Annotated in this window: 24 protein-coding genes; 13 read left to right on the forward strand and 11 right to left on the reverse strand. The window is 65.6% G+C overall.

Annotated elements, in window-relative coordinates; translation table 11 throughout:
- The first annotated feature begins 100 nt into the window (after positions 1 to 100).
- Positions 101 to 403, forward strand: coding sequence for a hypothetical protein (locus tag QW887_RS33695; RefSeq protein ID WP_315716313.1), 303 nt, complete (start codon positions 101 to 103; stop codon positions 401 to 403).
- Between the two features lie 18 nt (positions 404 to 421).
- Here QW887_RS33695 and QW887_RS33700 read toward each other — a convergent pair whose 3' ends face one another.
- Positions 422 to 1,603 carry a hypothetical protein gene (locus tag QW887_RS33700; RefSeq protein WP_316175753.1) on the reverse strand — a complete coding sequence of 394 codons (1,182 nt, stop codon included), beginning with the start codon at positions 1,601 to 1,603 and terminating at the stop codon, positions 422 to 424.
- A 25-nt stretch (positions 1,604 to 1,628) separates the two neighbouring features.
- A complete protein-coding gene (locus tag QW887_RS33705; RefSeq protein WP_315751410.1) occupies positions 1,629 to 2,258 on the reverse strand; it encodes a CoA pyrophosphatase in 630 nt (209 codons plus the stop codon).
- Positions 2,259 to 2,338: 80 nt separating this feature from the next.
- On the opposite strand from QW887_RS33705, the gene QW887_RS33710 reads away from it, so the two are divergent.
- The 4 genes from QW887_RS33710 (at position 2,339) to QW887_RS33725 (ending at position 6,760) form a co-directional block, all read left to right on the forward strand.
- Entirely contained in the window at positions 2,339 to 2,761 is a 423-nt protein-coding gene (locus QW887_RS33710) for a PaaI family thioesterase (protein ID WP_315716316.1), read from the forward strand.
- Between the two features lie 158 nt (positions 2,762 to 2,919).
- Positions 2,920 to 3,930 (forward strand): aldo/keto reductase, encoded by a 1,011-nt coding sequence (locus QW887_RS33715; RefSeq protein ID WP_315751408.1) that lies wholly within the window; start codon positions 2,920 to 2,922, stop codon positions 3,928 to 3,930.
- A gap of 122 nt (positions 3,931 to 4,052) precedes the next feature.
- Complete coding sequence (locus QW887_RS33720; RefSeq protein ID WP_315716318.1) at positions 4,053 to 5,291, forward strand: restriction endonuclease; 1,239 nt, start codon at positions 4,053 to 4,055, stop codon at positions 5,289 to 5,291.
- A gap of 155 nt (positions 5,292 to 5,446) precedes the next feature.
- Positions 5,447 to 6,760, forward strand: coding sequence for a tetratricopeptide repeat protein (locus QW887_RS33725; protein ID WP_316185470.1), 1,314 nt, complete (start codon positions 5,447 to 5,449; stop codon positions 6,758 to 6,760).
- Between the two features lie 6 nt (positions 6,761 to 6,766).
- On the opposite strand, the gene QW887_RS33730 is transcribed toward QW887_RS33725, so the two are convergent.
- Positions 6,767 to 7,732 (reverse strand): NAD(P)-dependent oxidoreductase, encoded by a 966-nt coding sequence (locus QW887_RS33730; RefSeq protein ID WP_316185472.1) that lies wholly within the window; start codon positions 7,730 to 7,732, stop codon positions 6,767 to 6,769.
- 155 nt (positions 7,733 to 7,887) lie between these two features.
- Complete coding sequence (locus QW887_RS33735) at positions 7,888 to 9,189, reverse strand: Xaa-Pro peptidase family protein (RefSeq protein ID WP_316170769.1); 1,302 nt, start codon at positions 9,187 to 9,189, stop codon at positions 7,888 to 7,890.
- A 122-nt stretch (positions 9,190 to 9,311) separates the two neighbouring features.
- Here QW887_RS33735 and QW887_RS33740 point away from each other — a divergent pair, with 122 nt between their 5' ends.
- The 3 genes from QW887_RS33740 to QW887_RS33750 are packed head-to-tail and all read left to right on the forward strand — an operon-like array spanning position 9,312 to position 11,995.
- Positions 9,312 to 10,373: a LacI family DNA-binding transcriptional regulator gene (locus QW887_RS33740; RefSeq protein ID WP_316170768.1), complete on the forward strand. Its 1,062-nt coding sequence runs from the start codon at positions 9,312 to 9,314 to the stop codon at positions 10,371 to 10,373.
- A 57-nt stretch (positions 10,374 to 10,430) separates the two neighbouring features.
- On the forward strand, positions 10,431 to 11,249 hold the full coding sequence (locus tag QW887_RS33745) for a CoA transferase subunit A (RefSeq protein ID WP_316170767.1): 819 nt from the start codon (positions 10,431 to 10,433) through the stop codon (positions 11,247 to 11,249).
- A complete protein-coding gene (locus tag QW887_RS33750) occupies positions 11,246 to 11,995 on the forward strand; it encodes a CoA-transferase (protein ID WP_316175704.1) in 750 nt (249 codons plus the stop codon). The genes QW887_RS33745 and QW887_RS33750 overlap by 4 nt, the downstream gene beginning before the upstream one ends.
- Positions 11,996 to 12,353: 358 nt before the next feature.
- Here QW887_RS33750 and QW887_RS33755 read toward each other — a convergent pair whose 3' ends face one another.
- A complete protein-coding gene (locus tag QW887_RS33755; RefSeq protein ID WP_315716325.1) occupies positions 12,354 to 12,812 on the reverse strand; it encodes a hypothetical protein in 459 nt (152 codons plus the stop codon).
- Positions 12,813 to 12,924: 112 nt separating this feature from the next.
- Positions 12,925 to 14,397 carry a radical SAM/SPASM domain-containing protein gene (locus QW887_RS33760; RefSeq protein ID WP_316170765.1) on the reverse strand — a complete coding sequence of 491 codons (1,473 nt, stop codon included), beginning with the start codon at positions 14,395 to 14,397 and terminating at the stop codon, positions 12,925 to 12,927.
- Positions 14,398 to 14,476: 79 nt separating this feature from the next.
- Between QW887_RS33760 and QW887_RS33765 the strand changes: the two genes are divergently transcribed.
- The 4 genes from QW887_RS33765 (at position 14,477) to QW887_RS33780 (ending at position 16,862) form a co-directional block, all read left to right on the forward strand.
- Positions 14,477 to 14,938 carry a DUF1843 domain-containing protein gene (locus QW887_RS33765; RefSeq protein WP_315716327.1) on the forward strand — a complete coding sequence of 154 codons (462 nt, stop codon included), beginning with the start codon at positions 14,477 to 14,479 and terminating at the stop codon, positions 14,936 to 14,938.
- Positions 14,939 to 14,957: 19 nt separating this feature from the next.
- Positions 14,958 to 15,428: a hypothetical protein gene (locus QW887_RS33770; protein WP_316196107.1), complete on the forward strand. Its 471-nt coding sequence runs from the start codon at positions 14,958 to 14,960 to the stop codon at positions 15,426 to 15,428.
- Positions 15,429 to 15,522: 94 nt separating this feature from the next.
- Entirely contained in the window at positions 15,523 to 15,951 is a 429-nt protein-coding gene (locus QW887_RS33775; RefSeq protein WP_315826541.1) for a hypothetical protein, read from the forward strand.
- On the forward strand, positions 15,840 to 16,862 hold the full coding sequence (locus QW887_RS33780; RefSeq protein WP_316185476.1) for a caspase family protein: 1,023 nt from the start codon (positions 15,840 to 15,842) through the stop codon (positions 16,860 to 16,862). Before QW887_RS33775 ends, QW887_RS33780 begins: the two co-directional genes overlap by 112 nt.
- A 5-nt stretch (positions 16,863 to 16,867) precedes the next feature.
- Here QW887_RS33780 and QW887_RS33785 read toward each other — a convergent pair whose 3' ends face one another.
- Positions 16,868 to 18,340, reverse strand: a complete 1,473-nt coding sequence (locus QW887_RS33785) for a D-aminoacylase (RefSeq protein ID WP_316187840.1) — start codon at positions 18,338 to 18,340, stop codon at positions 16,868 to 16,870.
- Positions 18,341 to 18,595: 255 nt separating this feature from the next.
- Between QW887_RS33785 and QW887_RS33790 the strand changes: the two genes are divergently transcribed.
- Complete coding sequence (locus QW887_RS33790; RefSeq protein WP_315826538.1) at positions 18,596 to 19,633, forward strand: zinc-dependent alcohol dehydrogenase family protein; 1,038 nt, start codon at positions 18,596 to 18,598, stop codon at positions 19,631 to 19,633.
- Positions 19,634 to 19,659: 26 nt separating this feature from the next.
- Here QW887_RS33790 and glgA read toward each other — a convergent pair whose 3' ends face one another.
- From glgA to QW887_RS33810, 4 genes are all read right to left on the reverse strand, one after another.
- On the reverse strand, positions 19,660 to 21,126 hold the full coding sequence (gene glgA / locus QW887_RS33795) for a glycogen synthase GlgA (RefSeq protein ID WP_316187841.1): 1,467 nt from the start codon (positions 21,124 to 21,126) through the stop codon (positions 19,660 to 19,662).
- The gene (gene glgC, locus QW887_RS33800) at positions 21,123 to 22,388 is read right to left on the reverse strand and encodes a glucose-1-phosphate adenylyltransferase (protein WP_316175700.1); all 1,266 of its coding nucleotides are present in this window, start codon (positions 22,386 to 22,388) and stop codon (positions 21,123 to 21,125) included. The genes glgA and glgC overlap by 4 nt, the downstream gene beginning before the upstream one ends.
- 144 nt (positions 22,389 to 22,532) lie before the next feature.
- Positions 22,533 to 23,480: a carbohydrate kinase gene (locus QW887_RS33805; protein WP_316175699.1), complete on the reverse strand. Its 948-nt coding sequence runs from the start codon at positions 23,478 to 23,480 to the stop codon at positions 22,533 to 22,535.
- Positions 23,480 to 25,129, reverse strand: coding sequence for an FGGY-family carbohydrate kinase (locus QW887_RS33810; protein ID WP_316175698.1), 1,650 nt, complete (start codon positions 25,127 to 25,129; stop codon positions 23,480 to 23,482). The genes QW887_RS33805 and QW887_RS33810 overlap by 1 nt, the downstream gene beginning before the upstream one ends.
- Positions 25,130 to 25,140 lie beyond the last annotated feature (11 nt).

The raw sequence follows: 25,140 nt of genomic DNA on the forward strand, positions 1-25,140 counted from the left end.
ATGGAAAATCCGCCCAACGATCACTGCATTGCGACGGGGCGACGTTGACGTCGCGTCAGCGTTCGTGATTTGTTCGAGACGACATCGATTGGAGGAGGACATGAAGAGCTTGGTTCTGAAAGCCCTGATCGCCCTCGGTGCGCTGGGTGCACTGACCAGCGCGGTGCGCGCGGCACCACCGGAGCCGTGGGAGCTGAAGCCCGACATGGGCTACGCCTATGGCAAGGATGGCCGGACGCTCGCCTACAAGATGGGCACCAAGAACGCCGACATGCTGCTCAAGGGCGCCAAGAAGGTACCGAAGGGCACGCTGTTCTTCGTCGGCCAGAACGGTCAGCTCTACATGCGGACGGCCCCCTATCTCGACGGCGACGGCAGCTTCTCGTTCGGCGCGGATGAGTAAAGGCGAGCGAGCGCAGCCTCAGAACGCGGCCGCCAGTTCCTTGGCGCCGGGCAGGCTGCTGAGCGAGTCCATCCTGGAATCCGTCACTGCAAGCAGCTTCGCCACGGTGTTGTGGCGAACGGCGACCGGATTGCGCTCGTAGCCGCCGCGCTGGAAGAAGTTGGCGGTCGGAACCTGATCGCGCATCTCGAGCGGCATCGTCACCATGTCGAAGCCCGTGCCGTCACCGGTGAGATTCATCATCTCGAGCTCGGCGGCCGAAAGCGGCCTCATGTAGCCCTTGGCGCGCGCGAACAGCACCGAGGTCAAGAGCTTGTGGGTCTGCAGCATCGGCCCGACGTCGATGTCGAGCACCATCGCATGCATGGCCCAGCCTTGCGGCGTGTTGCCGATCTTCTCATGCGCCGACCAGTCGTCCGGCACGGAGCGCGCAATCGCGACCATCTTCTTCAGGACCGCGAGTTTGTGCTCCATCGCGCCGCGTGCCGGGCCGGACGTCCGAGCCACGCGTTCGCCGAGCAGGCGGATGAACAGCGGCCCCTGCTCGGCCAGCAGCTCGACGCTGTTGGTGGTCAAGAGCTGATTGTAGCCGATCGCGGTCGAGATCGCGCGGTTGCCCTTGAAGCCCGATTGCGAGTCGTGCTTGCCGTTGCCGCCGGTCTCGAAGGCATAGACGCGCACCGCCTGCTCGCGCGTCAGTCCCGACGCCGCGGCGAAGCGCGCATAGGCGCGTTTGAAATCGATGTCGTTGGCAGGGCGCTGCGGCGACCATTGGAAATGCTCCTGTGCCGCCTTCACGAGGTCGGCGACCACGGGGATGTACTTGCGCTCGCGCGGCTCGCCCTCAGGTTCCGGCTCGGGGTTCACCGGCCGCTTCGGCCCCGTGTAGACCGGCGGCTGCTCCAGCACATAGTCGTCGAGCCCGATCGGCTGGCGGTCGCGACGCTTGGCGTTGCGGATGCGGCGCTTGTCCGAGATCGCCTTCCAATAGGCGCCCGCCTCCTGGTCGAACACCGCCCGCGCCTGCTGATATTCGGCGAGCCTGCGTTGGTACTCCGCGATCGCGGCGGGCGAGGCCATCTGGGCCAAGGCATCGCGCGGTGCAACCGGTGAGCCGGGTTCCGCGGCGAGCAAAGGCGGCGCGCCCGAAACGGCGCAGGCGAGAATCAGGACAAGCGTGCGAATCGGCTGATGAAGCATGCCGCCCTTGTAGCCGAAACGGCGGCTACTTCCAGGCAAACACCGGCTGTTCCAGCTCATGCACCCGGGTGTCGCGGCCGGACAGCACCTCGCGGAACTGATAGATCAGCGCTGCGGTGGGCGCGTGAATGAGGCCCTCGCGGGCGTGAAAGCGGATCACGCGCCGCGTGCTCTCTGGGATCACGGTGAAGTCGAACGCGTCGTCCGCCGTGATCGCATCCAGGCCGATCCGGTGCACCGAGGAGACCTCGTCCGGATTCGGTCGCAGCGTGCGGCCATCGCCCGCCCATACCACGACCGGGGTAATCAGATAGCCCGACCGTGTCGGGTAGTCGTCGAGCAGGCCCAGCACCGCGTCCGGCGCCAGGATCAGCCCGAGCTCCTCTGCGAGCTCGCGCAGGGCGGCCTCGACCGTCGTTTCGCCGGCGTCGCAGCGTCCGCCCGGCAGCGCCCATTGCCCGCCATGGCTGCGCAGCCCTGCGGCACGCAGAGTGAGCAGCAGCGCCGTGTTGCCGGTCTCGTGGTGGGGGGCCAGCGCGATCACCACCGCCGCGCGCTTCAGCGAGGCCGCCGCCGCAGTCGCCTCCAGCCGCACGAAGCCCGCGCAGCAGCTTGCGATTTTCCGCCTGGTGGCATCGTCGAACGGCATCGGCATGCAGCTTGACTACACCAGGCCGGCGACAGATGAAACGACCTCCAGGCCGGCTCGGGCCACAACGGGAAGGGTCTTCAGCGATGACGAAATCGGCCGCGGCCAGGATGACGTCCGACGGCTGGGAGATCGTCGACACCTCCGGTTTCCTGCATCTGATCGGCCCGCTGTGGCAGCGGGTCGTCGGCGGTGTCCACGAGTACGCCATCGTCACCGAGGACAAGCACCACAACCGCCGCGGCCTGGTCCAGGGCGGCGTGATCATGACGCTGGCCGACCGCAGTTGCGGCATGACGGCCCGCTACGCCGCAGGCAAGGAGCACATGGCGACGATCCAGTTCGACACGCATTTCGTCGAGTCCGGCAAGATCGGCGAGACCCTGGTGTCGCGGCCGCATGTGGTGCGGATCACCCGCAGCCTGGTGTTCATCACCACCGAGGTCACGGCCGGACCTCGCGTGATCGCGATGGCCTCGGGCGTGTTCAAGATCTTGAAGAGCGAATAGGGGTCACTCGCTCCGCCGTCATTGCGAGGAGCGCAGCGACGAAGCAATCCAGGGTGGCGGAAAGGACTCTGGATTGCTTCGCTGCGCTCGCAATGACGCGTTGATGGGTTTATCGTCCTATCAAACCCATGCGCGCGTGTGGCAAGAATGAGGCATCAATGGACTATCGCCAGCTCGGCCGTTCCGGCCTGAAAGTGTCGCCGATCTGCCTGGGCACGATGATGTTCGGCGGTCCCACCGACGAGCCGGCATCCGCCCGCATCATCGCCAAAGCGCGCGACGCCGGCATCAACTTCATCGACACCGCGGATGCCTACAATAAAGGCGTCTCGGAAGAGGTGGTCGGCCGCGCCATCGCGCGCGAGCGCGACCGCTGGATCGTCGCCACCAAGCTCGCCAATCCGATGGGCGACGATCCCAACCGCGCCGGCCTGTCGCGGCGCTGGGTGCTGCAGGCCGCGGACGAAAGCCTGCGGCGGCTCGGCACCGGGCACATCGACATCTACTACCTGCACAAGGAAGATCACGCGACGCCGCTCGAGGAAACCGTGCGCGCGATCGGCGATCTCATGCGTGCCGGCAAGATCCGCTATTTCGGCGTCTCCAACTACCGCGCCTGGCGGCTCGCCGAGATCTGCAATCTCTGCGACGCCATCGGCATCGACCGTCCTGTCGTCAGCCAGCCGTACTACAATGCGATGAACCGGATGCCCGAGGTCGAGCACCTGCCGGCCTGCGGCTATTACGGCCTCGGCGTCGTGCCCTACAGCCCGCTGGCGCGCGGCGTGCTCACCGGAAAGTACAGCCCCGATGCACCGCCGGACACGGACACCCGCGCCGGCCGCAACGATACGCGAATGATGCAGACCGAGTGGCGGCCCGAATCGTTGAAGCTGGCGCAGGAGATCAAGCGTCACGCCGAGACGAAGGGCTTCACGCCGGGACAGTTCGCCGTGTCCTGGGTGCTCAACTCCGCCTTCATCAGCTCCGTGATCGCGGGTCCGCGCACCGAGGCGCAATGGGACGACTACATCCGCGCGCTCGACTATCCCTTTGCCGCCGACGACGAGGCGCTGATCGACCGGCTGGTCGTGACCGGTCACGCCTCGACGCCCGGCTACAACGATCCGGCCTACCCGATCGAGGGCCGCAGGCCGCGGGTGGGCTAGCACTCTTACAGGAGCCCGTAGAACAACAGCTTCAACCGAAAGGAAAAAGATATACTCAATAGATATTGATGAGGCGACGTGGCATGCTCCGCATCCCAACTCAATCGATGCTATGATTGGTGATGTCGATGACCGAACCGTCGTTGCCCGAACCTATTGTCCAGGCCCCCCTCTATCCGCCCTTTTCCGAAATCGCTCATGCGATTCGGCTGCTCGAAGGTGAGCCTGTCCAACGGGTGCGCGATATGCTCAGCGCAATCGCGGCGCAAATGGGCAGCCCCCAGAACCCCGTTGATTGGTCAACTCCAGACTCCTGGATTGCCGAGCGCCTTACTGGCGACCTCGAAATTCTGGCCCGGAAGATATGGGAAGGTAGCAATAAGGAATTGAATCCCCGCTACCTGAATGGTTGCTACCTGTTCATAAATCGCATGAATTTACTGGATCAGATTCATGGGATCTACAAATTGGGCGAGCGAGGAAGAAAGTTCCTAGCCCAGAACGAAGGGCTTTTCCAGGAATTGGACGCTGCGGAAGGCATCCCAAAATTACTATCGCTTGTCGCCGAGCGTTCACCCTGCAAACGCGGAGACATTTTGCCGGCATGGTCAGATTATCTCAAAGCTGTATCCCAATTTTCAACTCCAAACACCTTCGCAGACACTCTCAGACGCCGACTGATAGCAGCTGTGGAGCGCGGTCTAATCTCCCGAGAAGGCAACTTCTATGCAATCACCGATCTTGGCCTTCGCTGGCTGAAAGGGTTTTCTGCGCCGGTTGACAGCGCTCCAATCGCGGCTCCTTCACCCAAGCGAACCACAGTAGCCGAAGCTGCCCACGCACACAACGAGGAGCAATTGTCTGCATTTCGAACTCGTTTAATGCAGCTCGAGCCGGTTCAATTTGAACATTTCGTCAAGGAGCTCCTTGATGCCATGGACTACGAGGATGTCCGCGTCACGAAATTTAGTGGCGACAAGGGAGTTGACGTTGTTGCACGCGTACAATTTGGCATCACCGAGATTACTGAAGTTGTGCAGGTAAAGCGAACGGAAGGGACGATAGTCCGGCCAAAGATTGATGAGCTCCGAGGAGCGCTACCTTATCATAAAGCCATCCGAGGAACCATTATCAGTCTTGGCAGCTTTGCAAAGGGCGCACAGGAAGGAGCCTTGTTTCCCGGCGCGGCACCGATAACACTGATCGATGGAAAGCGACTGCTAGACCTCTGTATCAAGCATCAGGTAGGAATTCGTCGTCGCCCCGTGGAAATCTATGAAATAGACGATTCCTTCTTTTTGAGAAAATTCAATCGGGAAGATGTTGAGGAGGCTACGCCTATTCTCGACGAGACTGACTAGCTGCTGTGGATTAGGACGCCTTCGATGAAGATGGATATCGATACGCCTGTAGCCAGACGTATGACTACGTCATTTCATCTAGACGCGCATCAAGTGCTCCGGCTGCGCCCTCGCTCATACCTGATATCTGATCGCAGGCATCGGGTGGGCTAAAGATGGAGGAGGATCGCTACGGCCTGCCACTGTCGACGGCCTCCACTGACGCGGCCGCAGCCTATCGCGAGGGCATGGATCTGCTGCTCGCATTCTGGCCCGGGGCCATTGACGCGTTCGAGCGGGCGATCATGCTCGATCCGGAGTTCGCGCTGGCGCACGCGGCGCGTGCTCGCATCCACGCGATCTACATGCAGCGCGAGGCGGCGCTGCAGACCATCGCGCGCGCCCGCGACCTCGCTGCCAAGCGCGGCACCCCGCGCGAGCAGAGCCATGTCGCGACCCTGGTGCTCGCCATCGAAGGACGCGGCACTGACGCTCTGACATCGACCCTGGCGCATCTGGCGAACTGGCCGCGGGACGCCATGATCATGGCGCTCCCGCTCGGCGCTTTCGGCCTGCTCGCCTTCTCCGGCCGCGCCGATCACGATGCCGCCCGCCGCGACCTCTGCGACCGCTTCGCCGCTGATTATGGCGAGGACTGGTGGTTCATGTCCAACCATGGCTGGGCCCTGACCGAGGCCGGCGAGTTGGCGAAGGGCCGCGCCGTCACCGAGCGCAGCTTCGCGCTGCGCCGGCACAACGCCTATGCCGTGCATGCGCTGCTGCATGCGATGTTCGAGGAAGGCGCGGTGGACGAGGCCGATGCGCTCGTCGAGGGGTGGATCGGCGACTATGATCGCACGGGAATGCTGCATGGCCATATCTGCTGGCACCAGGCGCTCGGCGCGCTGGACCGGGGCGATGCCGACAAGGCGCGGGCGGTCTATACCGACGTGCTGGTGCCGACGATGGACTCGGCGCCCCCGCTCAACACCCTGTCCGACTGCGCCTCGCTGCTGTGGCGGCTGATGGCTGACGAGCAACCGGTGCCGCCCAACGCATGGGCCGACACGGCGGCCTATGCGAGCACGCGCTTCACGGGTTCGACCCTCGCCTTCGCCGAGATGCATCTGGTGATGATCGCGGCAGCAACGCATGACAGCGCCGCGCTCAAGGGACGCCTTGCCGCGATCGAGCGGCGGCAGGCCGAGGGCAGGCTGCCGGCCGGGCGCATCGTGCCGCACATGTTGCGGGCACTGCGTGCGTTCGCCGATGACAATTGGCGCGGATGCGCGCGCGAGCTTGCGCCCGTCATCGGCGATCTCCCCCGCATCGGCGGCAGCCACGCCCAGCGCGAGGTGATCGAGGACACCTACATCCTGGCGCTGATCCGCAGCGGCGCGCTGGCCCAGGCGCGAGACCTGCTCGATGCCCGCCTGCACCGCCGCCCCTCCGCGCGCGACACCCGCTGGCGGGCGCTCACCGCGAGCTGAGCCGGATTATCCCTCGGTCTCCAGCCCGGTCGGCATCGGCACATTCTCGGGCTGCAGCTTGAGGCCGGCGGCGAGCGCCACGGTCTCCAGCAGTGCCGCAAAATCCTTCTCCAGATAGGCGGCGGGATCCGATTGCAGCGAGGCCGCGCCGACATGGGCCTGCAATGCCTCGCGCGTCGCGGCCGTCACCGGCATCGCGACGTCGAGCTGGCGCGCCGCCGACAGGCCGAGATCGAGATCCTTGCGCAGCAGCGGCGGCGTGAAGGTCGTGGTCCAGTCGAGATTGACCAGCGCGTTGCTCTTGTACTTCGTGAAAGTCGAGCCCATGACGCTGGCGTTCATGAAATTCAGGAAGGCATGGCGCGGCACGCCGGCCTTCTGCGCCAGGATGGTGATCTCGGCGAGGTTCTGGATCACGACGCCGAGGAAGACATTGTGCGCGATCTTGCAGATGCGCGCGAGCTCGCCCTCGCCGACATAGGACACGCCGGAGACAGCGATCTTCGCCAGATAGGGTGCGATGACCTCGAATGCGGCCTTGGGGCCGGAGACGACCGACGACAGCTTGCCGGCCTTGACGCATTTGCCGTTGCCGGACACCGGCGCGCGCACGAACTCACAGCCCAGTCGAACGAGCTTGGCGGCGATCGCCTCCGACTGCTCGATGCCGATCGAGGAGCAGTCCACCAGGATCCGGGGACGCGATCCGGAACTGGCAGCCACCAGGCCGTTGTCGCCGAAATAGACCTGCTCGAGATCCTTGCCCGTCGACACCATCGTGAACACGATGTCGCACGCGGCGAGATCACGGGGATGATCGACGATCACGCCGCCTTTCGCCGCCAGCGGCTCGGCCTTGGCACGGGTGCGATTGTAGATCGACACCTTGTGGTCGGCCTTGAGCAGGCGCTCGGCCATCGGATAGCCCATGCGCCCCATGCCGATCCAGCCGAGCGAATGCGTCGTGGTCATTGTCGTCTCCTCGTCCTACTTATCACGGATGCCGTCATTGCGAGGAGCGAAGCGACGAAGCAATCCAGAGTCACGGATGCCGCCCTGGATTGCTTCGCTTCGCTCGCAATGACGAAAACACGAAGACCACTCTCCTGGTCGCACCGTCCGTTCGCTCAATAGCGGTTGGCGATCGGCAATTCCTCGGCCGGGAACAGCGTGATCACCTGACAGCCCTTGTCGGTGACCACCACCTCCTCCTCGATCCGCGCGGCCGAGAAGCCGTCGGTCGCCGGACAGTAGGTCTCGAGCGCGAACACCATCCCGGTCTTGATCTCCATCGGATTGTCCAGCGAGACCAGCCGCGAGATGATCGGGCGCTCATGCAGCGCGAGCCCGAGGCCGTGGCCGAACTGCAGGCCGAAGGCGGCCATCTCCGAGGGAAAGCCGAACTCCTCGGCCTTAGGCCAGACCTTGGCGACGGTGTCGGTCGAGACGCCCGGCTTGATCAGCGCGATCGCATGATCGAGCCATTCGCGGCACTGCTTGTAGGCGTCGTGCTGCGCCGGCGTGGCGCGGCCGACGTTGAAAGTGCGGTAGTAGCAGGTCCGGTAGCCCTGATAGGACTGCAGGATGTCGAAGAACGCCTGGTCGCCCGGACGCAGGATGCGGTCGGTGAAATTATGCGGATGCGGATTGCAGCGCTCACCGGAGATGGCATTGATCGCCTCGACGTCGTCGGAGCCCATCTCGTAGAGCATCTTGTTGGCAAGCGCGACGATGTCGTTCTCACGCACGCCCGGCTTCAGGTGCTCGTAGATCGAATGATAGACGCCGTCGACCATGGCCGCGGCCTGGTTGAGCAGCATGATCTCGTCGATGTTCTTGATCTCGCGCGCGTCCAGCATGACCTGCTGGCCATCGACCACCTTCATGCCGGCCTTCTGCAGCTCGAAGAACATCGCAGTTTCCGCAAGGTCGACACCGACCGGCATGTCGGCAACACCTGCAGCGCGCAAAAGGCTCATGACCTCCTCGGCATGCGCCTTCATCAGCCCGACCGCGGGCGGCACGGTGCCGCGCATCCCGAGCATGCCGGCGCGGCAGTTCTCCGGCGCCAGCCAGTCGCAGAACAGACGATGGTGGACGGCTGCCGAACCGAAATCCCACACGATCGGCTCGCCGTCGCCGGCCAGCAGCGCGAAACGGCACAGCTTGTCGCGCTCCCATTCGCCGATCTTGGTGCCGGACACGTAGCGAATATTGTTGACGTCGAACAGCAGCAGCGCACCATAGCCCGACGCCTTCAGCGCCGCGCGCGCCCGCGCCAGTCGGTAGCGCCGCAACCTGTCGAAATCGACGCGGCGCTCGAAATCCACCGAGACATGGCCATGCGACGGAATCGCCCGCCCCCAGCGCCAATGCGGATCGAGATGCTCCGGACTGACCAGATGCGGCTTCAACGCGCTGGCTGTCATGTGGACGTTTCCCATTGTGCTGTTGCAATCGATTGCAGAGCCGGATTTATTGCACGCACACAAAATGTGTCAAGGTACCGCGCGATCAAAACGTCGTTGCGCTGCGGCATCGGGGAGCGGGGATGAAACGGACGTCGCCATCGACAAGGAGCCCGCGCGCAACGGCGTCCTCACGCCCGACGATCAAGGACGTCGCCGCGCGCTGCGACGTGCATCCCTCCACGGTGTCGCGCGCGCTCAGCCCGGCCATGAAGCATCTGGTGGCGGGCGATGTCGTGGAGCGGATCCAGGCCGCCGCCAACGCGCTCGGCTATCGGCTGAACATGGCCGCCAAGGGCCTGCGCACCGGGCGCAGCGGCCTGATCGGTGTGCTCGCGCCCGATATCGCCGATCCCGGCTTCCCGCCCGTGCTGTCCGGCATCGCCGATCATCTCAACGCCGAGGGCTATGCGACGATCGTCGTCGACGTCGGCAGCAAGGGCTCGGAGCAGGATCTGGTCGACCGGCTGATTGCCCGCGGCGTCGACGGTCTGGTGCTGGCGACGGTGAGCTTGCGCGACGATGTCGTGAAGCACTGCCTGGACGCGGCGCTACCGGTGGTGCTGGTCAATCGCGTCGATGCCGCCGGACTCCTGCCCTCGGCAGCCAGCGACGATGCCGCCGGCATGCGTCTCGCCGTCCAGCATCTCGTCGCGCTCGGCCACCGCTGCATCGGTCACGTCGCGGGCCCGCAGCACATCTCGACCGGTGCACGGCGCCGCGCCGGCTTCGAGGCCAGCATCAGGGTCGCGGGACTGTCCGCCCGCCATGCGCCGGTCGAAGCCGTCGAAGCCTATACGCGGGCGGCGGGTCGCGAGGCTGCGCTGCGCCTGCTCGCGCGGCGGACGCGTCCGACCGCGATCGTCGCCGCCAATGATCTGCTGGCGCTCGGCGTCTATGACGCGCTCGCCGCGCGCGGCCTGACCTGCCCCGGTGATATCTCCGTGGTCGGCCACAACGACATGCCGTTCGTCGACATGGTCGCGCCGCCGCTGACCACGGTGCGGATCGCCCAGCGCGACATGGGGGAAGCCGCGGCGCGGCTGCTGCTCGACCGCCTTGCCGGGCGCGAGGCAGCGACCGACCACATCGTCCTGGCGCCGGAGCTCATCATCCGCGGCTCGACGATCGCATACCAGCACTGACAGGTCCGCGGGGCATCGCTAAACTGCGCGGCAAAGCAACAACGGGAGGATACGCCGATGACGGAGATGGTCGGTCTGGAGGCGCTCGTCGCATCCATCGCACCGGGGCAATCGATCGCGATCCCGGTCGACCGTGCCGGCGTCTCGATGGCGGCGACGGCGGCCATGATCGAGGCCGGCCTCACCGGACTGCATCTCGTCTGCGTGCCGATATCAGGCCTCCAGGCCGATCTGCTGATCGGCGCCGGCGTGGCCGCGGTGGTGGAAACCAGTGCCGTCTCGCTCGGCGAGGCCGGCGGCGCACCGCGCTTCGTCTCGGCCGTGCGCGACGGCAGCATCCGCCTGCGCGATGCCACCTGCCCTGCGATCCATGCCGGCCTGCTGGCCGGGCAGAAGGGCGTGCCGTTCATGCCGATCGCAGGCATCATCGGCAGCGATCTGCTGCAGGTCCGCCCCGATTGGAAGGTGATCGACAGTCCGGTCGGCGAGCCCGGCAAGGTGGTCGTGGTGCCGGCGATCACGCCCGACGTGGCGCTGTTTCATGCTCCCGAGGCCGACCGCTTCGGCAATGTCCGCATCGGTCGCTACCGCGAGCTGGCGACGATGGCCTATGCGGCGAAGCGCACGCTGGTCACCGTCGAGCGCATCGTCGATCGCGATTTGATGGCAACCGAAGACTCGGCGGCCGGCGTGCTGCCGGCGCTGTATGTCGATGCCATCGCGGTGGCCGCGAACGGGGCCTGGCCGCTGCCGCTGTGGGATGAATACGAGACCGATGGCGCAGAGCTGGCGCGCTACGCCGCGATGGCGCGCACCGACGAGGGCTTTCGCAGCTATCTCTCCGCCTTCCTGACCCGCTGCAAGGAGGTGGCATGACCATGCACGATGAACGCGCGCGCAAGGAGCTGCTGATCACCACCATCGCCGACCTGCTCGATGGCATCCGCCATGTCGCTGTCGGCGCCTCGTCGCCGATCCCGGCGGCCGGCGCGATGCTGCTGCGCGCACGGAACGCGCAAGCGGGCAAGCCGCCGGTCCGCATCTCGATCCTCGGCTCGAGCCGGCACAATTTCTTCACCAATGGTGGCGTCGAGCTGTTCGACTGCGCCGCGCAGGGCCGCGTCGACGCGTTCTTTCTCGGCGGCGGTCAGATCGACGGCAGCGGCAACATCAACCTGGTCGGCACCGGCGACTATCCGCGGATGGATGTGCGCTGGCCGGGCTCGTTCGGCTCGGCCTATCTCTACCATCTCATTCCGCGGGTGATCCTGTTTCGCGAAGAGCATTCGCCGCGCGTGTTGGTGCCGAAGGTGGATTTCGTCAGCGCCGCCGCGACCACGCCGGAGGTGAAGCGGCGCGGCGGCCCGCAGGCGCTGCTGACCAATCTGGCGCTGTTCGATTTCGACCGCGAGCGCGGCAGCTTCCGGCTGCGCTCGGTGCACCCGGGCTACTCCGCCGACGACGTGCGCGATCGCACCGGATTCGATTATACGGTGCCGGAGATCGTGCCGCCCACGCCCGCGCCGGACCGGGCGACGGTCGAGCTGATCCGCGGCCGGATCCTCGACGAGCTCGCCGAATGCTATCCGGAATTCGCGCGCGCGATGGCTGCAGCGGCTTAGCTAGCGATCCAGGCTACGCCTGTTCATGCTGGTGCCGACGCCAAAATTGGATCGCCAATTGGATGGATAGGCCACCGCGCGCCGCGGGGCGGGCATTTTGAACTCGGCAAATCCGCCAAGGCTCAAATGGACGAACGAGTAAGAAAACTCAGGCCCATCGCCATTCCGCTGAGCTATGCTGCGACCGGAACGGTTTGCCGCCACTGGTAGCGGCGGGTCTGGCGCACGCGCCGTCCACGATGCCCGGGGGGCCAAAGCCGCCCGTCGACTCGGTCGGCATCATGCGATGCCGCGCCGGTGAAACCGGCGCACGGGCAAGCCGCGCGCCGCCTTCAGCGTTGATCAGTTTCACTGTTGATCAGTGACGTGCCGCCGCAGCACCGGCATAGACACCGGCAATGAAGGCCGCCGCCGCTCCGGCAACGGGCGCCAGCGCCGGAACGAACTTCGCGCCTGCCGCAGTATCGATGATCTGCTGCAGCGCATTGCCGTCCTTGGCCTGGGCGGACTCCTGGTAGATGCGCGTTGCGGCTGCTTCGATCTCGGCGAAGGTCGCCGTGCAGATCACCTTGTCGATGCCCTGATACGATACAGGTCCGGCTTTGCTGTCGTGAAGGTATTGATGCGTGAGTTGCAGGCCACCGCCGATGATCGCTCCTGCGGCTGCAGCGCCGAGCGCCAGCACGGCGGGCGCGATCTTCGGCCCGAATTCCTTCGCGCCCGCTGCTCCTGCTTCAGCGAACGCCAGAGCCGGCATGTGCAGCCAGGACACGGGAATGTTCGCCAGCGCGGCTCTGACGTCTTCATTTGCATTCATGGGATACTCTCCTCGGTTGGGTTTGATTGGACCAGACGACTTTCGCCAGCGCCTTCCCGCGGCCGCAGGTACCGACGAACGACTCCGCTCAACCTGCGGAGGCGCCCTTCGGTCAGGCGGGCGCCGCGATACGGCGCAGGATTTGTTCGATCTCGTTGTGGTGGTGCATGACGCGTTGCACGACCCGCACGTGATCATCGGCACTGTTCGTTGCGTCCGCGCCTGCGTGGCAATGCGGGCATTCCGGCTCTCCCTGATAGAAGAAGTGCTTGCAGGACTCGCAGAGCAGCAGCTGGTCCAGCCTCGCCGCCGCGTCAGGCGCGAGATCCTGGAACTCGTCGCTCGCGTACACTTCCTGGCCGTATCGGCGGCCGTGGGCGTCCTCGATCATGATGTCGAAGCAGCCATGGTCGAACGGCTGTCGTCCCGATGGCCTCGTCCGCTGCACGATCACCTCGCGCCAGCCGCGTTCGGCCAGCCGCAATACCCGGTAGTGGCAGAACGGATTGTTGCCAGGCCGTCCCGACAGCACGTGCGTGGTCCAACTGCACCCGGCGCGGCACATCGGACCGTAGTAGCATTTGGCGCAGAACCCCCAGCGGCGCCCGCGGCTCTCGTCGAGATCGCGCATGAAACGCAGTTCGGCGCTGTCGTTCCAGATGTCGGTAAATGATCGATCGCGGATATTGCCGCCGACATAGGCGGCCGTGGGGAGCGACGGGCAGCCCTTGATGGCGCCGTCAGCCTCGATTCCCAGGCCAGCCCGTCCGGCCTGGCAGCCGCCGTAGTATTCGAATCGTCCGGAGGTACTGCGCCAAGCCGCTTCGTATGGGCCAAAATACCCGATGTTGTTACCGGGCATAAGCTGCAGGCCGCGATCGAGGCCCTCTTCGAACAGTGCAAACAGCTCCGGCATCAGCGCAGCGAGATCGAAGGGCTGCAGCAGCAAGGATGGAGCATCGGCCGCATTGCCCATGGGCACGGTGAGCTGAATCTGCCAGGCGGAGGCCCCGGCGTCGATGATCGTATCGAAAATGTCGCGCAGGCCGCCCAGGGTAAGACGATTGACCTGCGAGTTGGCGGTCGCCATCAGCCCATGCTTTCGCGCGTTCCGGATCGCGGCCACCGCTTGGCCGTGGCTGCCCTTGATACCGCGGAGCCGATCATGTGTAGCGGCCGGGCCGTCGATGGAAACGCCGACGGTCTTGAGTCCGGCGCGCGCGGCTGCTTCGATCTTCGCTTCCGTGAGTGCCCGGGCGCCGGTCTGCAGGCCGCAGACAATGCCGTTGCGAGTGATCTCCTCGACGAGGACCAGCCAATCGGGGCGGAGGTAAGCTTCGCCGCCGATCAGAACGATCTCCTTGGTGCCAGCGCGCGCAAGTTCGCCAATCAGAGCGATGCATTCCGCGGTGGTCAGCTCGTCATTGCGAGGTGCGCCGGCCCGGGACCCGCAATGGCTGCACTTCAGGTTGCAGAGGAGCGTGATCTCCCAGACCACATAGCGCGGTTGAGCGGTAGGCAAGCCGCCGGAAGGGATTGATCGGACCGGCATCTCGGTATCGGCGTGGGGTACACGAGAGAACATGAAATTTGCCGCGACATCGTTGACGATTGGTATCGTAAAATACTAACCTTAGATTGTATAGAGGACGAGGGAGGCGAATTTGGCGAAGGAAGGCGTTCCAGGCGGAGTGGTGCCTCTGTACGGCCTTGCGATCGGCAATGCGCTCGCAAGTGGCGGTATCACTCTGGACGAGTTGGTCACATTGCGCTCGCACGCGAAGGCGATCGTCGACGCTCAAGGCGATCTGGTTTCTGCGGTGAACGCGCTCGACGAGGAAATCGTCAAGCGCGGCGGACAGGCGGCCGCCAAGGGCGCGGCGCCTGCCGAGGTCGTGCCATCCGAACGCTTCACCGTGCAGATCACCGGCCTTCCGATCGAGCCACAGGCGAGACAGAGCATCGAGCAGGCCGTCAATAATGCGGTGAAGGCTGCCATTGCCGCTCACGATAGCGGCGGCGACCTGAAGATCACGGCGTTGTCTCAAATCCAATCGTTCGGGGGAACGCACGGCGGCGCCACTGCGGGTCTGATCGCCACGATCGATCTTCAGTCAGCGCCTTGAAGGTCTGGAGGAGGACATCATGACCGAGAAGAGTACAGCTGGCGGAATCGCATCCTTCGCCGGTGGAGCAATCATGGTCTATGGCGTTGCCATTGGCAACGCGTTGGCGGCGGCCATCAAAGGGCCCGCATCCATCGACGATCTGGTGTCGTTGCGCGACCATGCGCGCCAGATCGTCGGCGTCCAGGGTGATCTTGTCGCTGCGCTGGCCGCTTTGGACGCTGAGATTGCGAAGCGTGGAGGCGCCAAGGCGGCGCCGGCGCCGGAGATGGAGCGCTTCGTCGCTCAGATCGATGGCGGTCCGCTCTCCGGCCAGTTGAAGTCTGAGATCGAGCAAGCCATTCAGAAGGCGGTGACGGCTGAAATCGCAAAGCTCGATACGCGCGGCGACATGGTTGCGACGCCGCTGTCGCAGATCAAGGCGTTCGGAGCGGGACCTGGCTCCCACATTTACGGAGCTGTCTATCGACCGAAGCTGGATAATCCCTGAGTGCGGTCGAATGCCCGGCACACGTTCGGATCACGGCGATGTCCAGACCAAGCAAGCCGGGCGAGGCGAGAGCTAATCGAGAGGCGTTCAGGCGATGTCCGATGCAGCATCCGTGAAGCCGAAGTCGGTGCCGATGTGCCCGAGTTCGCGCTGCGCCGACGGCAACACGCTGCTCGGCATCGTCAATGCCGAGGGCCGGATCGATTTCATTCCCGAGCGCTTCGAGGTCGACGCCGCCTTCGTCGCGATCGCCCGGCAGGGACGTCCGCCGGAACAGCGCTTCCGCTTCTCGTCGCCGTGCCTCGCGCGCGGCTGCGGAAAGTGGGACGGTAAGCGCTGTGGCGTCGCCAAGATCCTGAACGAGCACGGGCTGGAGCTCTTGCCGAATGAGCGGACCGTGGCGCTGCCGCGGTGTTCGATCCGCGCGAACTGCCGTTGGCACGGCGACTACGGCGATGCGATCTGCGCGGTCTGCGCCTGGGTGGTCACGGAAAGCGGCAATCGGCTCGAACCGCCGGCTTGATGTTTGCGAGCCGAGACATCAGGGGGACGGAAATGGCCAAGGGCATTTCGCTGCATATCGGTCTCAATCGGCTGGATCCGAAGCACTATGCTGGGTGGGACGGCAAGCTGAACGCCTGTGAGAATGATGCGCGCGCAATGGAGGCGATTGCGAAGACGGCGGGCTATCGGACCGGCATTCTGCTCAGCGAGCAGGCCACGCGCGGCGCCGTGACCGACATGCTGACGATGGCCGCCCGCGACTTGAACAGCGGAGACATTCTGCTGCTGACCTATTCGGGCCACGGCAGCCAGGTTCCGGACCTCGATGGTGACGAGATCGACGCACTCGATGAGACCTGGTGCCTCTATGACGGACAGATGATCGATGATGAACTCTATCGCGTGTACGGCGCGATCTCCGATGGTGTTCGTGTTCTGATTCTCTCCGATTCCTGCCATAGCGGCACTGTGGCCAAGGTGAGCTACTACGAGATGGCGCAGGCCGCCGGCTTCGCCGGGAATTTGGATATCGCCGTGGCCGGCAGGGCCGCGACGAAAGGGATCAGCTATGCGCCCAAGTTCTTGCCGCAGGATATCGCCCTTCGTACTTATGAGCAGAACCGCGCATTTTATGAAGCCATCGGCCGGGCCGCAAAGGGCGCGCCGGGTGCGAAGTCGAGCGATGTCGCCAAGGCCAGCATCCGTCTGATCTCGGGCTGCCAGGACAATCAGGTGTCATTCGATGGCGCCATCAACAGCGTCTTCACCGCGGCGCTGCTGCTGGTCTGGGCGAACGGTCAATTCAAGGGCAACTACAACGATTTCCACCTTCAGATTCAGCGCAAGATGCTGCCGACGCAATCGCCGAACCATTACAGGACCGGCAAGGAAGATCGTGAGTACGACAGCCAGCGCCCGTTCACGATCTAGCTAGATCACCGCCGTGATCCGCGCGTGATCACCTGCCCCGCACGCGCCTTCTGGTGCGTGCCCTGCCACCAGGTCAGCGCGCCATTGACGATGACGGCCTCGATGCCGGCGGCCGGCACGCAGGGGGCATCATAGGTCGCGCTGTCCCGGACGCTGGCGGCATCGAAGATCGTGATGTCGGCATGGTTGCCGACCGCGATCGTGCCGCGTCCCTCGACGCCGAAATTCCGCGCGGTCAGCCCGCTCATCTTCCACACCGCGGTCTCCAGCGAGAACAGCTCGAGCTCGCGGCAGTAGTAGCCGAGCACGCGCGGGAACGTGCCCCAGAGCCGCGGATGCGGACGCTCGCCGAACGGCAGCCCGTCGGAGCCGATCATGGTCGGCTCGAAGGCGAGGATGGTCTGCACGTCGGCCTCGTCCATCGCGAAGTAGATCGCCGACGCCGGCTGCAGCCGCTTGGCGGCTTCGAGCCGGTCGACGCCCCAGCCCGCGGCGATGTCGGCGAGATCCCGACCCGCCATTTCCGGATGGGGTCCGGAGGCCGCGACGACGACCTTGACCTGCAGCTTGGCCGGGTCGGTGTGCAGCATGGTCGACGAGGCGTTGTAGGGATAGCAGTCGAGTGCGACGCATTGGCAGCTCATCGCCTTCGTGATCAGCGGCAGCGTCTCCCTGGTGCGGCCGAAATTCGCTGGCCCCACCACCTTGTGATGCGAGATCACGACCTGGACGTCGAGCGCCTTGCCGATGGCAAAGCTCTCCTCCAGCGACTGGATCACCTCGTTCGCCTCGTTGCGCATATGCGTGGCATAGACGCCGCCGCTGCCTGTGAGCGGACGGCACACCTCGATGATCTCCTCGGTCGGCGCCGCCTCCGCCGGCGGATAGAACGTCCCGGTCGAGACGCCGATGGCGCCGGCGTCGAGCGCCTCCTGCACATGCGCGCGCATCTCGGCGATCTCCACGTCCGTCGCGGCCCGGCCGAGGTCGCTCACGACCGACGCACGCAGCGCGGTGTGGCCGACCATGGGCGCCACGTTGACCGCCGCGGGCGCCGTGCGCAGCGCGGCGACGTAGTCGGCGAACGCGGCATACTCGACCACCTGTCCCTCGCTCGGCGATAGCAAGCCGAGCGGCATCGGCCGCGGCGAGCCCGGCTTCAGCGGCGCGATGCTGACGCCGCAATTGCCGGTCACGACGGAGGTCACGCCCTGCGAGACCTTGCAGGTCATGTCGGGATCGACCAGCACGGCGCTGTCGTCATGGGTGTGGGAGTCGATGAAGCCCGGAGCAACGATGAGGCCGGTGGCGTCGATCTCCCGCCTGGCTCGCCGGCCGTCAAGCCCGCCGATGGCGACGATGCGGCCGTCCTTGATGCCGACATCCGCCTCGAAGCGTGGCGCACGCGTGCCGTCGATGACGGTGCCGCCGCGGATGATCAGGTCGAAGGACTCGGACGAAGGCTGGTTGTCGGTCATGAAATCTCACGCGGAATTGTAGGAAGCCGGGAGACTATCCGCGAGCCGCACCGATGCGTCCAGAGCGATGCGCATGTGATCCGAGCCGGGCTGGACTGCATTGGAGGCGCGACGCGCGTCCGCCGTCGCCTTTCGTCCTGGCCACCCGGGACACACGATAGTGATAGGGACTCTGGCCAGGATTGATACGCCTCAACGGCGCGCGACCTCTCTGGCGCCATCCATCCTCCGGGAAGCAACCTGCGGAGGTACGTCATGAAAGCCCTGGTCTATCATGGTCCCGGCCAGAAATCTCTCGACGAGCGCCCGAAGCCGACCATCATCGAGCCTGGCGATGCGGTGGTCAAAATCCTGAAGACGACGATCTGCGGCACCGACCTTCACATTCTCAAGGGTGACGTGCCGACATGTACACCGGGCCGCATTCTCGGCCACGAGGGCGTCGGCGTGGTCGACGCGGTTGGCAGCGCCGTGCGCGCGTTCAAGCCGGGCGACCACGTCATCATCTCCTGCATCTCGGCCTGCGGAACCTGCGACTATTGCCGGCGCGGCATGTATTCGCATTGCCGCCATGGCGGCTGGATCCTCGGCAACAAGATCGACGGCACGCAGGCCGAGTATGTTCGCACGCCTCACGCCGACACCAGCCTCTACCACGTGCCTCCTGGGACTGAGGAGGATGCGCTGGTGATGTTGAGCGACATCCTGCCGACCGGTTTCGAATGCGGCGTGCTCAACGGCAAGGTCGAGCCGGGATCGGCGGTGGCGATCGTCGGCGCCGGCCCGATCGGATTGGCGGCGCTGCTGACGGCACAGTTCTATTCGCCGGCCGAGATCATCATGATCGACCTCGACGACAACCGGCTCGAGGTCGCCACCCGCTTCGGCGCCACCAGCGTCGTCAACAACGCCGACGGCAAGGCCGTCGAGAAGGTCCTGGCGCTGACGAATGGCCGCGGCGTCGACACCGCGATCGAGGCAGTCGGCATGCCCGCCACGTTCGTGACCTGCGAGGACATCATCGCCCCCGGCGGCACCATTGCCAATGTCGGCGTGCATGGGGTCAAGGCCGACCTGCATCTGGAGAAGCTGTGGGACCGCAACATCGCGATCACGACGCGGCTGGTCGATACGGTGACGACGCCGATGCTGCTGAAGACGGTGCAGTCGCGCAAGCTCGAACCGAAGCGGCTGATCACCCATCGCTTCAGGCTTGATCAGATCCTCGATGCCTACGAGACGTTCGGCGCCGCGGCCAAGACCCATGCGTTGAAGGTTCTCATCGAGGCATAGGCCTCCCGACCCGTACGCCGCGGCGCTCAGCCTGCCGGACGCCGCTGCGCGACGATCTGCCGGTAGAGTTCGGCGTAACGGCCGGCGCGGTGGCGCCAGGAGACGTCGGTCAGCATCGCATTGAGCTGCATGCGGGTCCAGTTCGAGGCGTTGCTGCGCGCGGCGTAGAAGGCCGCCGCGGCGCGGCGCAGGGTCTGATCGAGCGCCTCCGCTGTCACGGACGCGCACTTGAACCCGGTTGCGGCGACGCCTGCCTCGGTCTCGTCAATGACGGTGTCGGCGAGACCGCCCACCGCAGTGACGATCGGCAGCGCGCCGTAGCGCAGGGCGCAGAGCTGCGTCAGCCCGCACGGCTCGAACCGCGACGGCACGACCAGCGCATCGCAGCCGGCCTGGATGAGATGCGCCAAGCCCTCGTCGTAGCCGATGACGACGCCGATCTTTCCGGGATCGTTCGCGGCCGCGGCACGGAACGCGTCGCGCAGCTCGGCCTCGCCGTCGCCGAGCAGCGCCAGCTGGATGCCGCTACTGGTCAAGGTCGGCAGGCAGGACAGCAGCAGGTCGAGCCCCTTCTGCGAGGTCAACCGGCTGACGACGCCGAGCAGGAACGTCTCCGGCGCCACCTGCAGGCCCATGCGCGTCTGCAGCGCGGCCTTGTTGGGCGCCCGCGCCTCGATCCGGTCGATGCCGAAATGCGAGGCGATCGCCGGATCGCTGCCGGGATCCCACACCGCCGTGTCGATGCCGTTGAGGATGCCGACGAGGTCCGACGCACGCTGACGCAGCAGGCCGCCGAGGCCCATGCCCTGCTCGTCGCTCTGGATTTCCCGCGCATAGGTCGGCGACACCGTCGTGATCTTGTCGGCGAACTGCAGACCCGCCTTGAGGAAGCTGATGTCGCCGTAATATTCGAGGCCGTAGATCGAGAAGGATTCCGGCGGCAGGCCGAGCGGCGGCAGGAAGTGGCGCGGAAAGCGGCCCTGGAACGCCAGATTGTGCACGGTCACGACCGTGCCGGGATGCGGCCGGTGGCTGTACAGCAGATAGGCCGGCACCAGCCCAGCCTGCCAGTCGTGGCCGTGGACGACATCGGGCACGAAGGCCGGCACCGCGCCGAGCCCGATATAGGACGCCGCGCGGGCCAGTGCCGCGAAGCGGAACGCATTGTCCGGCCAGTCCTTGCCGTCGGGCCCCAGATACGGGTTGCCCTCGCGGTCGTAGAGATGCGGCGCGTCGAGCACGAACAGGTCGAGCGCGCCATGGCTGCCGCCGAGCAGCCTGGCGTTGCCGCCAAAGAAGTTCGGCAGCGAGCTGATCTCGCTGGCCTGCTCCAGCGCCTTCATGACCGCGGGATAGCCGGGAATCAGCGTGCGGACCTCGACGTCCTCCGCCAGCAGCGCCCACGGCAGGGCGCCGACGACATCGGCGAGGCCGCCCGTCTTGACGATGGGATAGACCTCGGAGGCAACCGACAGAACGCGCAGTGGCGTCATGAATTGAGCCCGTCGATCATCGGCTGGGTAATCAAGGTCACGCCGTTCTCCGTGGTCCTGAACCGCTTGGCGTCGAACTCCGGATCCTCGCCGACCACGAGCCCCTCCGGAATCTGCACGCCGCGATCGACGACCACGTTGGTCAGGCGCGCATGGCGCGCGACGTTGACGTAGGGCAGCAGCACCGCGTTCTGCAGCTTGGCGTAGGAATGCAGATGCGCTCCCGTGAACAGCAGCGAGCGCTGCACCTGGGCGCCGGAGACGATGCAGCCCCCGGACACCAGCGAGCAGGTCGCCTCGCCGCGGCGGCCGTCCGTGTCGTGAACGAACTTGGCCGGCGGCGTGATCTCAGAATAGGTCCAGAGCGGCCAGGAGCGATCGTAGAGATCGAGCTCGGGCACGACGTCCGTCAGATCCAGATTGGCCGCCCAATAGGCGTCCACCGTTCCGACGTCGCGCCAGTAGCTGCCCTGATCGTGGGCGGCGCGGACACAGGAGCGCGAGAACTGGTGCGCCACGGCGCGGCCGTTTCTGACGATGTAGGGAATGATGTCGCGACCGAAATCATGGTTGGAATTCGGGTCCGCTGCGTCGCGCTTCAGCTCCTCGAACAGGAATTTGGCGTCGAACACGTAGATGCCCATGCTCGCGAGCGACTTGTCGGGCTTGCCCGGCATCGGCGGCGGATCGGCCGGCTTCTCGATGAAGTCGCGGATCGTGTCGTCCTCATTGATGTGCATGACGCCGAAGCCTGAGGATTCCTCGCGCGGCATCTCCAGGCAGCCGACGGTGACGTCGGCGCGCTGGTCGACATGCTGCTGCAGCATCAGCTCGTAGTCCATCTTGTAGATGTGGTCGCCGGCCAGCACGACGATGTATTTCGTGTTGTAGGTCTCGAGAATGTCGATGTTCTGGTACACGGCGTCGGCCGTGCCGACGTACCACATCGTCTCGGAGACGCGCTGGCTCGCCGGCAGGATGTCGAAGCTCTCGTTGCGCTCGGGGCGGAAGAAGTTCCAGCCCATCTGCAGATGCCGGATCAGGCTGTGCGCCTTGTACTGTGTCGCCACGGCGATGCGCCGGATGCCGGAATTGACGGCGTTCGACAGCGCGAAATCGATGATGCGCGACTTGCCGCCGAAATAGACGGCGGGCTTGGCGCGCCGGTCGGTCAGCTCCAGCAGCCGGCTGCCGCGTCCGCCAGCCAACACGAAGGCCAGCGCGTGACGGGACAGCGGCTCGGTCCGTGCGGCGGGTGCCATGGTTCTCCTCCCTGCAACTCTTTGTCGCGTCAAGATTTCCGCGGCCCGGGCAGAGGAGTCTCGCGATCGCGCTTCCTCGTCCGGTACTCACATATGACGGGGGAACAGCCAACCAGTTCCCAATGACGAGTGCAATGGGGAGCTTCAGCCCAGGCGATCCCAGGTTGCAGCCACGTCGTCCCAGCGCGGCGGGTCGGCGCCCTCGCGGGTGCAGGTGACGGCCGCACAGGCTGCGGCAAAGGCGAGCGCCTTGCGCATTTCGGTCTGGCTCAATCCTCTCAGGGCCTCCCGGTCGATGCGGCCGAGCTTGCGCAGCGCGAACAACAGCCCCGCCTGGAAGGAGTCGCCGGCGCCGATCGTATCGACCACCTCGATCGCGGGGACCGCAACCTCGACCGCGCCGGCCTGCGCATGCCAGCCGAGCGCCCCCTTGGGACCCCGCGTGACGACGACCAGGCTGGTGCCGCGCGCCAGCAGCGCGCCCGCCCACGCAGCGTAGTCGTCGTGGCCATGCAGATAGTCGAAATCGACATCCGACATCTTGATCAGGTCGGCGCTCGCGGCGAACCCATCCATGTCAGCGCGATAGCCGGCCTTATCAGTCACCAGATTCGGACGGCAGTTCGGGTCGAAGGAGATCGTCACCGCGCCCTGCGTGGCGGCGATCAGTGCACGGGTCTCCGCGGCACCGAGATCGTGGATCAGCGTGGTCGATCCGACATGGATGGCGTCGATGTCTGCAAAGGCAATACTGCCCGGCCGGAACGTCCACTTCCGCGCGGCGGTCTCGGCGTCGTAGAAGGCATACTGCGCCTCGCTGCCGACATGGCGCACGAAAGCGAGCGTGGTCTGGTCCGGGCTGCGCGTGGCGTAGCCGAGGTCGACGTTCGAGCCTTGGGCATGCGCCGCGATCATGGTGCCGAACAGATCGGTCGAGATGCCACCGACGAAGCCCGTGGGCGCGCCGAGCCGCGCCACGCCGACGGCGACGTTCAGGCAGGAGCCGCCGACCACTGGCCGCAAGGCATCGCGCCCGTCGGCCAATCTGGCCGGGACGAAATCGATCAGCGCGTCGCCGCAGCTCAGGATCATCAGCGTGCCTCCTCATCGACACCATGCATCACGGAACGGCTCTCGCGATCAAGCGTCCGCAGCATGCCGTGGATGCGCCGCTTGCGGCGATGGAAGGCCGCGATGTTCGGATCGGTCGGGTCGCTGAGACGCCCGAGCGAGGACATCGAGGCCATCGTATCGCCGATCGAGCGGAAAGCGCCGCTGGCGACCGCGCCGAGCATGGCCGCACCGAGCAGCACCGGCTCCTGGGTGCCCGGCAGCGCCACCGCCATCCCGGTCGTATCTGCCATGATCTGGCGTACCAGCGGGCTGCGTGAGGCGCCACCCGCCATGACCAGCGTCCGGCTGGTAACACCGTTGACGGCGAAGGCATCGATGACGTCGGCAAGGCCGTAGGCGAGCCCGCACAACCCGGCCATGAACAGCCGCTCCATCGCGGAGACGTCGGCATCGAGATCGAGGCCGGCAATGACGGCGCGCGAGTCCGGATCGGCATAGGGCGAGCGGTTGCCGAGAAATTCCGGGAGAATGTGAAGATCACGCGCCAGCAGCGCCGCGCTGCCGGCATTCGGCACCCGCGCCATGATCCGTTTTTCGAGCAGGGTGATCAGGTCGAGCCCTTCCGCGCGCGCCGCAGCGGTCGCCTCGGCCGCGGCCGGGTGCGAGCGCAGCAGATGATCGATCGCCGCCCCCGCGGCAGACTGGCCACCCTCGTTGAGCCAGAACCCAGGCACCATGCCCTGATAATACGGTCCCCACACGCCGGACACGAAGGACGGCACCCGCGTCGTCGCCATGATGCAGGCCGAAGTCCCCATGATGTAGGCGAGCCGGTCGCAGACATCGACCTCCCCGCCGTCAGCCGCGCGGCCACCGATGGCGCCGATGCCGCCGGCATGGGCATCGATCAGCGCGGCTCCGACCGGCGTACCCGCGACGAGCCCGAGTTGTTCGGCCGCGTCCTGCGACAGCCCACGGCCGAGCGGCGTACCGGGCGCGACGATCTCGGTGCCGATCCGCGCGTAATCCTCGCGGACGAAATCCTCCAGCCCGATACGGCGAAAGAAGGCCGCGCTCCAGCGCGTCTCGTGCGCCAGATAATTCCATTTGCAGGTGACGGTGCACATCGAGCGCGCCAGAGAGCCTGACGCACGCCAGGTGAGGAAGTCGGCGAGATCGAAGAAATGGCCGGCCGCATCGAAACTCTTGCGCAGATGCCGCTTCAGCCACAGCAGCTTCGGCATCTCCATCTCCGGCGAGATCGAGCCGCCGACATAGCGCAGCACCTCGTCTTGGGTCGCATTGATGTCGCGGGCCTCGGCCAGAGCGCGATGATCCATCCACACGATGACATTGCGGCCGGCGTCGCCGGAGCCGCTGACGGTGACCGGCGCGCCCTGGCGGTCCAGCACCACCAGCGAGCAGGTGGCATCGAAGCCGATCCCCTTGATCAGCTCCGGCGCGATCGCGGCTTCCGCTAGCGCGGCTTTGACCGACGCGCAGCACGCACGCCAGATGTCGTCGGACGACTGCTCGACGACATCGCCGGCCTCGTGCCAAGTCTGGATCGGATGCCGCGCCGCGGCAAGCAGCCGGCCGTTGCCGTCAAAAATCCCGGCGCGCGTGCTGGTTGTGCCGACATCGACACCGATGAACGCCTGCCGCATGTTTCGCTCCC

It is taken from the genome of Bradyrhizobium sp. SZCCHNRI3052 (assembly GCF_032484895.1).
GTDB lineage: Bacteria > Pseudomonadota > Alphaproteobacteria > Rhizobiales > Xanthobacteraceae > Bradyrhizobium.

Coding starts and splice junctions, on each gene's coding strand:
- QW887_RS33730 (WP_316185472.1), bottom strand. CDS start 7,732: ATGACCACGACGCATTCGCTCGGCTGGATCGGCATGGGGCGCATGGGC.
- QW887_RS33755 (WP_315716325.1), bottom strand. CDS start 12,812: ATGAATGCAAATGAAGACGTCAGAGCCGCGCTGGCGAACATTCCCGTG.
- QW887_RS33740 (WP_316170768.1), top strand. CDS start 9,312: ATGAAACGGACGTCGCCATCGACAAGGAGCCCGCGCGCAACGGCGTCC.
- QW887_RS33775 (WP_315826541.1), top strand. CDS start 15,523: ATGTCCGATGCAGCATCCGTGAAGCCGAAGTCGGTGCCGATGTGCCCG.
- QW887_RS33760 (WP_316170765.1), bottom strand. CDS start 14,397: ATGTTCTCTCGTGTACCCCACGCCGATACCGAGATGCCGGTCCGATCA.
- glgA (WP_316187841.1), bottom strand. CDS start 21,126: ATGACGCCACTGCGCGTTCTGTCGGTTGCCTCCGAGGTCTATCCCATC.
- QW887_RS33790 (WP_315826538.1), top strand. CDS start 18,596: ATGAAAGCCCTGGTCTATCATGGTCCCGGCCAGAAATCTCTCGACGAG.
- QW887_RS33770 (WP_316196107.1), top strand. CDS start 14,958: ATGACCGAGAAGAGTACAGCTGGCGGAATCGCATCCTTCGCCGGTGGA.
- QW887_RS33810 (WP_316175698.1), bottom strand. CDS start 25,129: ATGCGGCAGGCGTTCATCGGTGTCGATGTCGGCACAACCAGCACGCGC.
- QW887_RS33805 (WP_316175699.1), bottom strand. CDS start 23,480: ATGATCCTGAGCTGCGGCGACGCGCTGATCGATTTCGTCCCGGCCAGA.
- QW887_RS33715 (WP_315751408.1), top strand. CDS start 2,920: ATGGACTATCGCCAGCTCGGCCGTTCCGGCCTGAAAGTGTCGCCGATC.
- QW887_RS33745 (WP_316170767.1), top strand. CDS start 10,431: ATGACGGAGATGGTCGGTCTGGAGGCGCTCGTCGCATCCATCGCACCG.
- QW887_RS33710 (WP_315716316.1), top strand. CDS start 2,339: ATGACGAAATCGGCCGCGGCCAGGATGACGTCCGACGGCTGGGAGATC.
- QW887_RS33720 (WP_315716318.1), top strand. CDS start 4,053: ATGTCGATGACCGAACCGTCGTTGCCCGAACCTATTGTCCAGGCCCCC.
- QW887_RS33735 (WP_316170769.1), bottom strand. CDS start 9,189: ATGACAGCCAGCGCGTTGAAGCCGCATCTGGTCAGTCCGGAGCATCTC.
- QW887_RS33785 (WP_316187840.1), bottom strand. CDS start 18,340: ATGACCGACAACCAGCCTTCGTCCGAGTCCTTCGACCTGATCATCCGC.
- QW887_RS33700 (WP_316175753.1), bottom strand. CDS start 1,603: ATGCTTCATCAGCCGATTCGCACGCTTGTCCTGATTCTCGCCTGCGCC.
- glgC (WP_316175700.1), bottom strand. CDS start 22,388: ATGGCACCCGCCGCACGGACCGAGCCGCTGTCCCGTCACGCGCTGGCC.
- QW887_RS33750 (WP_316175704.1), top strand. CDS start 11,246: ATGACCATGCACGATGAACGCGCGCGCAAGGAGCTGCTGATCACCACC.
- QW887_RS33705 (WP_315751410.1), bottom strand. CDS start 2,258: ATGCCGATGCCGTTCGACGATGCCACCAGGCGGAAAATCGCAAGCTGC.
- QW887_RS33695 (WP_315716313.1), top strand. CDS start 101: ATGAAGAGCTTGGTTCTGAAAGCCCTGATCGCCCTCGGTGCGCTGGGT.
- QW887_RS33725 (WP_316185470.1), top strand. CDS start 5,447: ATGGAGGAGGATCGCTACGGCCTGCCACTGTCGACGGCCTCCACTGAC.